The following is a 13,355-nucleotide window of genomic DNA, read 5'->3' on the forward strand; positions in this document are numbered from 1 at the left end:
GCAGATATCGGGTGAAGTTTCGGAAGCGTTTTTTTTTCAATTCAGATGAGCGAATGGCCGAATGCTTGAGAACTGGAAAGCCGATCTCCAGCCAGGCCAAACCATCAGCCCCGTCAATACACACAGGCCAGCAACGACCAGAATCATCGGCCAGAGAGAAGACATCATCAGATCATGATCTTGTCGGCCAATCCAACTGGCCGTCAGGAAACCGGAAAAACCAAGGCCAATCTTGGAAACGGCGGTAAACAGGGCATAGCTTGTCGAAAGATCGGCGTTGCTGTGGGCCGTACGCGCCAGAAGCTCGGTAAATGTCGACCAGGTCAGCAATGCGATCCCGCCGAAGGAGACGCCGAGCAGGCACAGTACGGATGCGCTCCATGCCGCGCCCAATTCGATCGCTAAGGGCAGCATCAAGATCGCCCCGGCGCAGAATATGTAGGCGATGGACAGCGCAGCGGCCGAACCGAAGCGCATCGCCACCGGCGACCAGAGCCATGTCCCGAGAAGCCGCATCAAGCTGAGCAGCAGCAGCGCATATTCAAGGATCCAGAGCGGCATGATGTCCATGTGCAGCACTGACTTGCCAATGGACGCCAGCGCGGCAAAACCCATCATCTGGACGAGGCAGAAGGCAAGGAGCCGGCGTCCGGGCATGCCGCCCAGGGGTGGTGATGGTGTTTCGCGAGGCGGCAACTGGCTCATGTTCATCGCTCGGAGGAGCCATGGCAGAGGGGACAGCAGGACCAGTGCAATCAGCGCCAGTATCGGGAATATGATCGCAGCGCGCGAGGCCATTTGCGGCGTTCCGACCAGCAAGATGGCCGCCAAGGCGACCAATATGCTCATGCCTGCGCTCAGTACGGAACGCCAGCGCGAGAGCGTCAGGTGGCCATGGATGTCGGCGAGTGGAGATGTGCTGGCATTATGTGGCACATCCAGCAGGGCAAAGCTGGTGCGGAAGGTAATGAGCCCCAATGCTGCGGGCCCGATCGCGCCCGCCGGCAGGCTGGGCAACAGTGCGAAGCTCAGGCAGGCAATGATGGTCGCGACCGCTGAAATGGCGGGCACCATCCGGTGGATCATCAATGACCGGCTGATCGTCCAGCCCCAGATGCCATCCATGGCGGCATTCCAGAAGGATGATAGGACGAACAGCATACCTGCCATGATCGGCGACACCGCAACGACCTTGATCAGGATGTAGAGGCTGAGCCCGTCGACGCCCGACCACAGCAGGTTCTTGCCGCTATGCGCCATGCCATAGGCGATGAGGGGAAGGCGTCCATGGCTCACCCGCGCGCCGATAGAGGCGTTGCATGACAAAGCTGCGACAAGGATCGTCTGCAACGACTTCTCTGCAGGTGGAAGCATGCTGGACTGTTTGATGTTGCGCGATATGGATGGCGGCATGAACGCTCCTGCAAACCGCACGGCCATCCGCAATGCCGAGGCCAATATCATCATCGTCGACGCTGCACGATCAGTGATTGCCGAGCGCGGCCTTGCCGGCATGAGCCTGCGAACCGTTGCCGAGCAGGCGGAGATGTCGGTCGGGTCGATCAGCTATCGCATCGGTGATCGCGCCGCGCTGATTACGGCAGTCACCGCGCGGGAGATTGACCTTGCCGATGCGCTGGCGTGCGACTTCCTTGCCCGGCTGGATGGTATCGAGCCGGTTGCGGCCGGGCTGCTGCCTGATCTGGTTGGCGCCTGGCTGGATCTGATGGCGGGCGAGCAGCGCATTTCCGCCATCGTCACCTGCGAGTTGGCTCTGCTCGCCAGCCGCGTGCCCGAGACAGTGTCGGATGTGCCGCGCCTGCTCGACCGGTCGGCGACTATGTGGCGCACGATGTTGCAGGCGTCGCCCGACGGCGCCCGACTGGCCGACGCGATCAGCGCCTATTGCCTCGATGAGCGCCCGTTCACGATCGCGCTTAGCGACATTGCCGACTATCGATTGCTGCGCCAGTCGACCATCCGGGCACTGTTGCGCGATCCGGGCGAGGCGCCGGCGCCAGCGGCCAGCCAATGGCACATGATGCTGGTCGATCGGCTGGCGGTGCCATCGGCTGACGCACTGGACGCAGCCGATATCGTGCCACAGGGGGCGAAGGCCACGCTTGCCGACCATATCGCCGACCTGATCGTCGCCGATGGCGTCGGCGCGTTGTCGCATCGTGCGGTAGCCCAGGTGTCCGGCATGGCGGCGTCCAGCGTCGCGCATCATTTTCCGACCCATCGTGACATCGTCTTCGGCGGGGTGGAGGCCATCTATCGCCGAATGCGGGCGGATATCTGGGGGTCCAACGGCACAGCCCCGGGCAATGGAACGATCATCCAGCTTACCCATGACAGCGCTCTGCTGGCCAATCGCAATCCCGCCTTCCTCCCCTTCGCGATCGACATGCGGCGGCGGCGTGCGGAAAATGTCCATGTGCAGGTGGCGCAGTGGATCGGCGTTCCGGTCGATGGCGATCGCGCGCGGGTACAGGCGATCGTCGTCGCGTTGATTGGCCACGGCCTTGAAATCCTTGCGCGTGGCGCTCTTGTCGAGCCATTCCCGGATATGTCGCGGTATTTTTCTCGATCCGAACAATCGTCTTAAAAGCAATTATTATTGGATATTTTAATCGAACAATCGTCTTAAAATCGTAAAAATCGGCTTTTAGTGCGCCGCCCAACGGTTCGATGGGACGGAGCGAGAATCATGTTTGGGTACAAGACAAGGCGCAGCCTCTTTCTGCTTTCGACGATGCTGGTCGGCGGTACCCTGCCGCTGGGCGTTGGCGCCGCCCATGCCCAGGAGCCAGTGGCTTCCGGTGCAGCGCTGCCAGAAATCGTAGTGACGGCCGAACGCCGCAGCGAGAGCAGCCAGAAGGTGCCGCTGGCGATCCAGTCGATCGACGGTGCGGCACTAGCCAAGACCGGCTACACTTCGGTAACCGATCTTCAATATACGATGCCGGGCGTGCAATATGACCCGACCCAGGGCGCCGCCTTCCAGATTCGCGGCGTCGGCAGCACCTCCTTTGACTTTTCCAATGCCAAGTCAGTCAGCGTCGTCGTCGACGATGTGGTGATGGATGGCCAGCGTGCCAACGGCCTGACCGGCCTGGTCGATATCGAGCGCGTCGATGTGCTGATGGGGCCGCAGGGCACGCTGTTCGGCAAGAATGCGACCTCGGGTGTGATTGCGGTGACCACCGGCAAGCCGAAGATCGGCGACATGTCGGTTCGTGCCAGCGCCAGTTTTGGCGAGCATGACGAGCGCATCCTGAACGGCACCGTCAACATCCCGCTGGGGCCGATCGCGGCGCTGCGGGTGTCCGGCTTCGACCAGGCGTTCGACGGTTTCGGCCGCAATGTGACGCTGAACCGGCTGGTCGGATCGCAGCATGAATATGGCGGTCGGGCGAAGCTCTATCTGGAGCCGTCGGACCGCTTCAACCTGACGCTGTCGGGCGACTATGCCTATCATTGGGACAGCAGTGTGCGCACGCCGGTGTCGGGCCAGCCGGCCAATGTCACAGCGATCCTCAACTCTCTGGGCGTCTATCCCGGGCCGGAAAGCGCCGACACGGCCGACTCCTCCTTCGGCGAGATCACGACCGAGGAATGGGGTACATCGTTGCGCGTCAATGCGAAGCTCGGAGCTCTCGACCTGACCTCGATCAGCGCCTATCGCCGCACCCGCTACGACAATGCGACGCCGGCCAACCTGACGCCGACCGATCAATATGCCTATATTCCCTTCAACAACGGCTATCTCGATACCGAGAAGGTCAGCCAGGAAGTCCATCTCGCTTCGCCCACCGGCGGCTTTGTCGAATGGCTGGTCGGCAGCTTCTACAACAACCTGCGCGCGCGTCAGACGCAGTTGCAATGGGCTACGCTCGGCGCGCCGCTCTATGATGCCAATGGCGTGCCGCGGCCGACACTCTATGCGCTGACCGGTGCGATCGGCGTCGATGCCAACGCCTCGCTGTTCAACGCCCGGAACGAGACGATGGCGGCATTCGGCCAGCTGAAATTCAATATCACGCCGCGCCTCAGCCTGACGCTGGGCGGCCGCTACACCCATGACGATAATTCGCAGCGCCTGGGCTTCATCACCGTCGATCCGCTGCCGATCGCAGGCTATGTTCCGACATTCATGGGGTCGAGCGCGCCGCCGGCAGTCGATCATGGCCGGGTGAAGGGCGACAATTTCTCCTATCGCATCGCCCCGCAATTCCAGCTCAGCGACAATGTCATGCTCTATGCGAGCTATTCGACCGGCTACAAGCCGGCAGGCATCGCCTTTGTCGGCAACAAATATGCGCCCTATAAGGATGAGACGGTCAAGGCCTGGGAAGCAGGCATCAAGTCGGAATGGTTCAACCGCCGCCTGCGCGTGAACCTCGACATCTTCCGGTCGGACTTCAAGGATTTTCAGGCCACCATCCTCACCAAGATCCCGGATGGCGCCGGCGGCCTGCTTCAGGCAATCGTGATCGGCAATGCCGGCGGCCTGCGCACGCAGGGCATGGAAGGCAATGTCGCGGTCCAGCCAATGCGCGGCCTGACCCTGTCGGGAGCGCTCACCTATACCGACGCCAAGTTCACCGACTATGTCTACAACGCGACCACCGACTATACCGGATCGCGCCTGACCAACTCGCCCGAATGGGCCGGGACGGCAGCGGTCGATTATGAAACCGAATTCGGGTCGGGCCTCGGCGTGCGCGCCCATGCTGACTATGCCTATCGCAGCGAATATTGGACCGTGGTGGGCCAGCCCGCCTATTCCAACGTGCCCGGCTATGGTCTGGTTAACGGTCGCCTGACGTTCAGCCTGCCCGGCAAGACGGTCGAGTTCGGCATCTATGCCCGCAACCTGTTCGACACATATTTCTCGACCGGATGGCAGCAATATGGGGCGTTAGGCCTGCTCCATTACACTTCGCCCAATGCGCGGCGCACGGTTGGCGGCTTCGTCAACGTCAGTTTCTGATCTCCCACAAGCCTTCAGGAAAGCAAGATCATGAAGAAAATTGCTGGCGGTATCGCCGCCACCGCGCTCATCGCGAGCGCGGCCTGGGGAGAAAAGGTGATGGACAATGCAGCGGCCGACGATGCGCTGCCCATCAACCAGATCCAGGTGGTGGGCACCCACAACAGCTATGCCATGCCCGCCGACCCACGCGTCATGGCGCTGATGGCGCCGCGTCTGTCCGTGCTGATGGAGAAGATGGGGCTGGCGATGACGCCCGCCCAGCGCGCGGCAATGGAGGATGAACATCCCGGCGGCCTGACCGACATGGCCAGGACGCTGGACTATGTGCAGATGCCGCTGCAGGCGCAGTTGCGCAGCGGCGTGCGCAGCATCGAACTGGACCTGCAGCCTGATCCCAAAGGCGGCGCCTATGCCGATCCGCTGCCCTATCGCCAGTTGCACGAGCAGGGCGCGAGCGATCTTGCCCCCATCTATCGGGAAGAACTCGGCAAGCCAGGCCTCAAGGTCTTCCACATCGCCGATCTCGATTTTCGCAGCCAGTGCCCCAGCTTCCGCTCCTGCCTCACCCTGCTGAAACAATGGTCCGACAGCGAGCCGGACCATAGCCCGGTTTTCATCCTGCTGGAGCCCAAACTGTCGGGGCTGGACCGTGTCATTCCGGGGGCAGCGGTCGTGCCGCCCTTCGACAAGGCCGCCTTCGACGAGGTCGATGAGGACATCCGCAGCATCCTGGGCCGTGACAAGGTCTTCACGCCCGACGATCTGCGCGGTGACATGCTCACGCTGGAGGCTGCGGCCCTCGCCGGGCGCTGGCCCACGGTCAAGGCAGTGCGCGGCAAGTTCCTTTTCCTGTTTCTGGTGCCGGGCATGAACCTGCCCGCCTTCGCCCCCTATCTCGACGGCCGCCCGTCGCTGCAGGGGCGCATGGCCTTTGTTCAGGGCAAGCCCGGCATGGCGCATACCGCCTTCATGCTGTTCGACAATGCGCTGAGCCATGGCACGGAAATCCGGGACGCGGTGAAGAAGGGCTATCTGGTGCGTGCCCGTGCCGATATCGATACCGTCGATGCCCGCCATGACGACGCGCGCCGCCGTGACGCCGCGCTGGCAAGCGGCGCGCAGATCATCTCCACCGATTATCTGAGCGCGCCCAATGTCTATGCCAATGGCTATCATCTGGCGCCCTTCGCTCATGGTTGGCGCTGCAACAGCGTCGTCGCCAAATGCGACATTGGCAAATGACGAATGCCGATCTTTCCCGCCGCGCAATGCTGGGCATCTGCGCCGCGGGTGTAGCCGCACCAGCGCTTGCCGCGCCCAAGCCCAAGAGCGGGCGGGACTTTCCTGAAGGATTCCTCTGGGGATCGGCCACCGCTGCGCATCAGGTGGAGGGCAATAATGTCGCTTCCGACATATGGCTGCTTGAACATGTGAAGCCGACCCTTTTTTCCGAGCCGTCAGGCGACGCCTGCGACAGCCTCCACCGCTGGGCCCAGGATCTCGACCTTGTAAAGGCGCTGGGCCTCACCGCCTATCGCTTCGGCATCGAATGGGCACGGATCGAGCCGGAATCGGGCCAGTTCTCGATCGCCATGCTGGATCATTATGGCCGGATGATCGATGGCTGCCTGGAACGGGGTCTCGCGCCGATTATCACCTTCAGTCATTTCAGCGTGCCGCGCTGGTTTGCAGGGCATGGCCATTTCCAGTCGGCGGATGGCGCCGATCTGTTCGCTCGCTTCTGCGACCGGGCGATGCGGCATCTGGGCGATCGCATCGCCTATGCCGTTACGCTCAACGAACCCAATGTCTCGGCGCTGCTCCGTTTCGCGGCACTGCCCCCCGCCTTTATGGGCGGGGTAAAGGCTATGCTGAACGCGGCAGCCAAGGCTTCAGGCATGCCGAGCTTTGCCAGCGCCCTGTTCAGTGAACAGGATGTGACGCCGGCTATGGTCGCAGCGCATATCAAGGCCTATCAGGTGATCAAGGCGCTACGGCCCAGCCTGCCGGTCGGGGTCGGGCTGGCGGTCGAGGACGACCAGCTTGTCGGCGAAGATGACAGCTATCGGGCGTCCAAGCGCCGCGCGGTCTATGCGCCCTGGTTTGACGTGATCCGCACCCATGGCGATTTCATCGGCGTGCAGAATTACACCCGCCGCCGTTATGACGGTCATGGCCTTGTCCCGCCGCCCCCCGGTTCACCAATGGCGAGCGACGGCCGCGAAATCTATCCGGCTTCGCTCGGCAACAGCGTGCGCTATGCCCATCAGGGCACGGGCAAGCCGGTGCTGATTACCGAAAGCGGTATCGCGGCCAGCGACGACACGCTGCGCCAGGCCTATATCCCGCAATCGCTCACGGGGCTGAAGACGGTGATGGATGATGGCGTGCCGGTGCTCGGCTACACCCACTGGTCGCTGCTCGACAATTTCGAATGGGTGTCAGGCTATGGACCGCAGTTCGGCCTGGCGTCGGTCGACCGCAAGAGCTTTGCCCGTCAGCCTAAGCCGAGCGCACTTATATTCAGCGCAATTGCCCGGAGCGGTGATCTCCCTTAAACGGATTAGGCACTCTTGGGACCTTCGCGATGGTCGGCTTCGGAGCGCCCGAATGCTGTTCGCGGACATCGAGCAGCCGTCATGCAAGGTCCGCCGCCGCTAACAGACCGGCCGCTCACTGGTCTATGGCGACGGTAGCTATGGCGGCAGGTCTCTGATGCGCAGCATGGCCGGGCTGGCCACATCTGCGAGCGATTATTTCGGTGCTCCGGCCATGCATGATCCCGATGCTAAGTGACGTTCTGGTCAAACGTGGGGTGAGCATGTTTCTGACAGATTATCCGCACGTCCCGACATTTCCGCTGTCTAAAATGTCTGCGGGCAGCTTCTGAACCCTCCTTTCCGGAAGCATTTCAACGTGGCCTTTCAGTCCGCAATCACTCCACCATATAGAAAGAGTTGAGTGATGGCATGAGCTTCTGCCTGTATCTGCTCCTCGATGGCAGGTGTGCCTCGAAGGACTGTGATTGAGATGAAGCTGTTGAGCATCGCCATGAGTAAGTCGACGCAGGTTTTGAGAGGAAGCTTTAGTGCCATCCCTTGGGCGATATGACCTTCCAGGAAGTGGGTAAGAGGCCGCTCAATGTGACTCTCGCTCACTTGCGAGAAGGCTTCGAACACCTCTGGAAAGGCCGTGGCTTCGCGCAAAAATAACCGAAATAGCGCCGCATAATCAGGTTCTAGCGTCGCCTGCAGAATATTTCCCAGGCGCTGCTGCAGGCCACTTTGGAGAGCGTCGTCAAACAAGCCGGAGTCGGGAATCTGTAACCGCAGGTACCGGATATTCAGAACCACCGTGCGAAACAATCCGGCTTTGTCGCCATAACGGCTATAGATCGTCTGCTTGCCCACGCGGGCCTTGCTTGCGATCAGTTCAATAGATGCAGCGGCATATCCTAGCTCGGCAAAAACCGACCGCGCTATATCGAGCAAGTGAGCCTGTCTTTCTGCGGCTTCCGCCTTGGTCGGCCTGCCACGGCGTGGTGGGTTTGCTGTGGATCTCATGCCTCCTCCCCATCGTTCAAAACGCCCCATCCGGCCATCTTAAAAATAAAACTAGAACGTCTCGTTCATATATTGACCGAATCTTCACTGACGGTCAAACTGGCGACCGACTGTCGCGAAAGGAAACCGATGAACAACGATGGCCTGCTTGCCCGACTGGAAGCTGTTGAAGCCCAACTTGCTCTCATTCAGCTCGAAGCTGTGGAGCGGCGTGCAAAATTGACCCCCTTAGCGGGGTGATCGGCGTCTAAAATTGGCTCTGACTCATATTTGATGCAATTGGCAGGTAGGGTTTGGTTGATTTTCCAAGGAGGATCAGCAGCATGCCTCGTCGATTGCGTAATGGAGCGTTGGTGCCAGCGGGCCTGGTGGTAGAACAGGTCGACAATGCTGGAGCGGTGATGGAAATCGCGGTTCGTTCAGCAAAGCCATATTCTCGGTGCCCAAGCTGCGACGTTAAGGCGGCGGCGGTGCATAGCCATTATTCCCGGCGGTTGGGTGACCTTCCGCTGGCCGGCCGATCCGTTCGTCTGGTTCTCAATGCGCGGAGATTCCGCTGTCGGACAGCAAACTGTGCCAGACGTATTTTCGCCGAGCGCTTCGACACCGAGGTTGTGGAACCTTGGGCGCGCCGAACCAGTAGGCTCGGTTTGCTGGTCTTTCATCTCGGCTTGGCACTTGGCGGTCGGCCCGGCGCTCGTTTTGCCAATCGGCTGATGGCGCCCGTCAGCAAGGATACGCTGCTGCGGTCGATCCGTCGCCGTGGCCGTCCTGAACATGCTGCACCCACGGTGGTCGGCATTGATGATTGGGCATGGCGGCGCAATCAGCGTTACGGCACAATTATCTGCGATCTCGAACGGCGTAGGCCGATCCGTTTGCTCCCCGATCGCGAGCCTGCCACCGCACGCGGCTGGCTCGTGGGACAACAGCAGATTGAGGTCGTCGCCCGGGACCGCGGAGGTGGATATGCGTTAGCCGCCGCCCAGGCCCTTCCCCACGCCCAGCAAGTGGCTGATCGTTGGCATCTGATGGAAAATGCCAGCCACGCCTTTCTCGATGCGGTTCGCTGCTCGATGCGCGAAATCCGTACGGCGATCGGCACGACCATCGTTAATCCGGACCTGCTCACGGCGGCGGAACGCTTGCAATATGAGGGCTATCTTCGCCGACAGGAAAACAACGAAATCATTTTGAAGCAGGCAAAATCTGGGCTCGGTATCAAGGAGATCGTTCGCCGGACCGGGCGCAGCCGAGGTTATGTGCGGGCTGTGTTGCGTGGTCAGCGGACCGATATCTTCCGTACTCGGGAAAACTCCCTTGAAGCCTGGTTGCCTTGGCTCGATGCGGAATGGGCTGGTGGCCAGCGCAACGCTGCACAGCTTTGGCGGCAGATGCGACAGCAGGGCTTCGGGGGCTCGCTTCGGGTAGTGACCGAATGGGCAACGCGGAAGCGGCGGGCGGAAAAAGCGGAGGGATTGCACCGGGTTCCGTCAGCTCGAACCATCGCGCGGCTGATGATGGTAGAGCGCGAAGCTCTTTCGAGAGCTGAAACGATCACCGTCGCGGCGATCGAGGAATCCGTCCCCGAACTCGTCGAGGCACGCGACATCACCGACGCCTTCCATGTCATGCTGCGGAAGAAAGCGGCCTCCTCTCTCGATGCCTGGCTCGAAAGAGCGCGTCAAAGCCTGGTGAACTCCTTCGCCCGCGGCATGACCAAGGACATCGACGCCGTTCGGGCCGCGATCGCCTCGAACTGGTCAAACGGGCAGACCGAAGGCCAGATCACCAAGCTCAAGCTCGTCAAGCGGCAGATGTACGGCCGAGCCAAGCTTGACCTCCTGGAGGCCAGACTGATCGCGGCTGCGACATGATCTCCGTCATCAAAATTGCGTCAGAGCCAACTTTGCGCGCCGGTTGACAGCTCGAAGCTGAATATGCGCGTAGCTGGGACGCAGCCGACAGCGAGACATGGGCTGCGCTGTTCACTCCCGATGGCGTATTCGACATGGCGGCTGCAGGCTGGCAGCCAGGCGTGATCTACCGCGGACACACAGATCTTCGGGGTTTTTGCGAGCAGGTGAGCGCAACTTACCGCGGCCTGCACTTCATGCACCTTCCCAAGATCATTCTCGCTGGAGACAGGGCCCGTGCCCGCATCCATTTCCAATGGCTCGGGGTGATCCGTTCCGGGGCGGCCCATTCCGGCCAGCGGACGGCCTCGGGTTACTATGACGTCGATTACCAGCGCTGCGACACGCATGGCTGGCGCATCGCGCACCGGCTCGAGAAAGCTTGTGCCGGGCGAACCGACGAGAGCTTCGACCTCTACATTGCCCCCGATATCGCCTGATTTTCGACGGAGCATCCATCATGTCGCAATGCCCCTTTTCCGCATCCCCAGACACCTTCCTCAGCCTCGATCGCTTTGCTGATGGCTTACCGCGTGGCGAGCTCAATGCCTTGCGCGACAGTCACCGCATCCTGTGGCAGCCGGATGCATTTGCGCGCCGCGGCCACTGGCTGCTGTTCCAGCAACAGGACATCGATCACGTCCTGCAGACACCGGACCTTTTCACCAACACGCACGGGCCGCTCCTGGAGGACTTCCCTCCCGAAATCCTCGCGGATCAGCAGCAAAGCATGACGTTCATGGATCCACCGCAGCACCGCAAATATCGCTCGCTGGTGGATGGCGCCTTCCGACCGCAAGCATTGCGTATGCGCGAACCAGTCATGCGCCAGTTCGCGCGGGAGATCATCGACAGCGTAATCGACCGGGGGGAATGCGAGTTCGTCAACGAAGTGGCCATCCAGTTGCCGATGCGGGTCATCTTCCATGTCCTGGGCGTGCGGCCGGAAGACGCTGGCACGGTGATGAAGCTCACCAACACGGCAACCCTGGCGGATGACCCTGATTATGCCGAGAACCGCCATGCCGGTTTTCTGGCTTCCATGGGCCTTATGGAGTTCGGTACAGCGTTAGCCGCAGATCATCGCATCAATCCACGCGACAGTATGACGATGGAAGTACTAGAGGCCGAGATTGATGGTGAGCAGCTGACTGATCGAGAATTTGGTCGGTTTTTCAACAACCTCATCATTGGGGGCACCGAAACCACCCGGAATACACTGGGCTGGGCGATGTGGGAGTTCATCCATCACCCCGATCAATATGCCGCCCTGCAAGCCGATCCCTCGCTGCTGCCCGGCGCGGTGGAAGAAGTGCTGCGTTATCGCAGCCCAGTGGTGTATTTGCGTCGCACCGCAACACAGGATCTGGAGTTGGCGGGGGAGAAGATCGCCAAGGGTGATAAGCTCATCTGCCTGCTCGGTTCGCCTAATCGCGATCCCGCTTTGTTCGAACGCCCGGATGAGTTCGATATCACCCGCCCACCGAACGCAACGCGGCGCAATTACCGTACCTTTGGCACCGGCCCCCATTTCTGCCTTGGCATTAACCAGGCACGCCTCAATTTGGAAATCATGCTCGGCGAAATCGTCCGGCGGATCGATAATCCCAGGATCGTGGGTAAGCCGCGCCACGCCCGCTCAATTTTCATGGACGGCTTCAAGGAACTGCAATTAGCATTTGATCCCCGACCGGTGACACTGCGTACTGACGGCCAACCCGCTCGCTGAAAATGGCGAGCGGTGTCGCAAGATAATCGCGGATGAGCACCGTGCATAGTTTTGCACATTTTATGGCATGTTTGATCAGCTTTCGCCGGCTTAGCGGTCGTTCACCACCTTCTGTGATTTGTTTTTCAAGCGGCGCAGGATCAGCCACCGGCCCTGTTTCCTTTCGATAGGTCACGTTTGCGTCCTATTTTCTCAGGATCAGGTCGACGGCCTTCTCCGCCACCATCATCGTCGGCACATTGGTGTTGCCGCCCGGCACACGTGGCATCACTGATGCGTCAACGACGCGCAGGCCGGAAAGTCCATGTACCCGCAGCTGCGGATCGACCACCGCCATAGTATCATGGCCCATGCGGCAAGTCCCGACAGCATGAATGTCAAACGTTGCCGTAGCCCGCAGATAGGCGTCGAGTTCGTCGTCGGACTGAATCTGTGCGCCGGGCGCCAGTTCCTCGCCGCGGAAAGGATCAAAAGGGCTTTGCGCGAAGATGTTGCGCACGGCCCGTATGGCGGCACGCCCCATCGCCATGTCCTTCATTGTGGACAGGATGTTGGGATCAATCGACAGAGGATGGGACGGGCCTGGGCCGGTCAGTTTGATCTCCCCGACGCCCTCCGGGTTCAGTAGGTCGATATGTGCGAAATAGCCATGCTCCATGATGAACTTGCGCCCCATCGCCTCATAGAGTGCCATGGCGAAATGCACCTTCACATCGGGGTTTTCGGTGCCCGCCACGCCTTATCGTCAACTGGGCCTATGACCTTTCCGCTTATCCCTCGCAGGAAGGTCGGGCCGAGCATTACGGCATGATGCAAAATGCCCATAGACAGCTCGCTGCGGGAACAAATGCCCGGCTTGTCAATGTCGGCAAGGTCTGGGAATTTCTTCACCAGAGCCTTCCAGACCTGACGCTGACAAGCGACAGCAATCATCCCACCGCTGCCGCCAGCTATTTCCTGGCCCTTTGCCTCTATGCCGATCTTTCCGGAAATGATGTAAGCCCGATCCGCTGGGCGCCAGACGAAATCTCGGAGGCGAATGCCGCCAAAATCCGCGAAGTGGTTGACCAGTATCGAACCGACCTGTGACCGTTTTCAAATTCCCAAAGCCTCGGTCGGTCAGCGGCTAACGCGCACCAGATGGACAG

10 protein-coding genes and 1 pseudogene are annotated in these 13,355 nt (G+C 60.7%); 8 read left to right on the forward strand and 3 right to left on the reverse strand.

Annotated elements, in window-relative coordinates; all coding sequences use genetic code 11:
- Window positions 1-36: 36 nt before the first annotated feature.
- Window positions 37-1,374 carry an MFS transporter gene (locus HUK73_RS19010; RefSeq protein WP_176593446.1) on the reverse strand — a complete coding sequence of 446 codons (1,338 nt, stop codon included), beginning with the start codon at window positions 1,372-1,374 and terminating at the stop codon, window positions 37-39.
- A 37-nt stretch (window positions 1,375-1,411) separates the two neighbouring features.
- On the opposite strand from HUK73_RS19010, the gene HUK73_RS19015 reads away from it, so the two are divergent.
- The 4 genes from HUK73_RS19015 (at window position 1,412) to HUK73_RS19030 (ending at window position 7,557) form a co-directional block, all read left to right on the forward strand.
- Window positions 1,412-2,608: a TetR family transcriptional regulator gene (locus HUK73_RS19015; RefSeq protein ID WP_176593447.1), complete on the forward strand. Its 1,197-nt coding sequence runs from the start codon at window positions 1,412-1,414 to the stop codon at window positions 2,606-2,608.
- Between the two features lie 102 nt (window positions 2,609-2,710).
- A complete protein-coding gene (locus tag HUK73_RS19020; RefSeq protein WP_176593448.1) occupies window positions 2,711-4,996 on the forward strand; it encodes a TonB-dependent receptor in 2,286 nt (761 codons plus the stop codon).
- A 30-nt stretch (window positions 4,997-5,026) separates the two neighbouring features.
- Window positions 5,027-6,241 (forward strand): Ca2+-dependent phosphoinositide-specific phospholipase C, encoded by a 1,215-nt coding sequence (locus tag HUK73_RS19025; RefSeq protein WP_176593449.1) that lies wholly within the window; start codon window positions 5,027-5,029, stop codon window positions 6,239-6,241.
- On the forward strand, window positions 6,238-7,557 hold the full coding sequence (locus HUK73_RS19030; protein WP_176593450.1) for a glycoside hydrolase family 1 protein: 1,320 nt from the start codon (window positions 6,238-6,240) through the stop codon (window positions 7,555-7,557). Before HUK73_RS19025 ends, HUK73_RS19030 begins: the two co-directional genes overlap by 4 nt.
- A gap of 366 nt (window positions 7,558-7,923) precedes the next feature.
- On the opposite strand, the gene HUK73_RS19035 is transcribed toward HUK73_RS19030, so the two are convergent.
- Window positions 7,924-8,562: a TetR/AcrR family transcriptional regulator gene (locus HUK73_RS19035; RefSeq protein ID WP_176593451.1), complete on the reverse strand. Its 639-nt coding sequence runs from the start codon at window positions 8,560-8,562 to the stop codon at window positions 7,924-7,926.
- A gap of 323 nt (window positions 8,563-8,885) precedes the next feature.
- Between HUK73_RS19035 and HUK73_RS19040 the strand changes: the two genes are divergently transcribed.
- The 3 genes and pseudogenes from HUK73_RS19040 to HUK73_RS19050 all read left to right on the forward strand — a co-directional run bounded on the left by HUK73_RS19040 (window position 8,886) and on the right by HUK73_RS19050 (window position 12,207).
- Window positions 8,886-10,439, forward strand: a complete 1,554-nt coding sequence (locus tag HUK73_RS19040; protein WP_176591545.1) for an ISL3 family transposase — start codon at window positions 8,886-8,888, stop codon at window positions 10,437-10,439.
- 59 nt (window positions 10,440-10,498) lie between these two features.
- Window positions 10,499-10,918, forward strand: a pseudogene (locus HUK73_RS19045) (nuclear transport factor 2 family protein); the annotation flags it as partial.
- A gap of 20 nt (window positions 10,919-10,938) precedes the next feature.
- The gene (locus tag HUK73_RS19050) at window positions 10,939-12,207 is read left to right on the forward strand and encodes a cytochrome P450 (protein ID WP_176593452.1); all 1,269 of its coding nucleotides are present in this window, start codon (window positions 10,939-10,941) and stop codon (window positions 12,205-12,207) included.
- A gap of 184 nt (window positions 12,208-12,391) precedes the next feature.
- Here the strand turns inward: HUK73_RS19050 and HUK73_RS19055 are convergent, their stop codons facing one another.
- Window positions 12,392-12,943, reverse strand: a complete 552-nt coding sequence (locus HUK73_RS19055) for a GMC oxidoreductase (protein ID WP_369805567.1) — start codon at window positions 12,941-12,943, stop codon at window positions 12,392-12,394.
- A 71-nt stretch (window positions 12,944-13,014) separates the two neighbouring features.
- Here HUK73_RS19055 and HUK73_RS19060 point away from each other — a divergent pair, with 71 nt between their 5' ends.
- Window positions 13,015-13,296 (forward strand): hypothetical protein, encoded by a 282-nt coding sequence (locus HUK73_RS19060; protein ID WP_176593453.1) that lies wholly within the window; start codon window positions 13,015-13,017, stop codon window positions 13,294-13,296.
- Window positions 13,297-13,355 lie beyond the last annotated feature (59 nt).

Source organism: Sphingobium sp. EM0848, assembly GCF_013375555.1.
Taxonomy (GTDB): domain Bacteria; phylum Pseudomonadota; class Alphaproteobacteria; order Sphingomonadales; family Sphingomonadaceae; genus Sphingobium.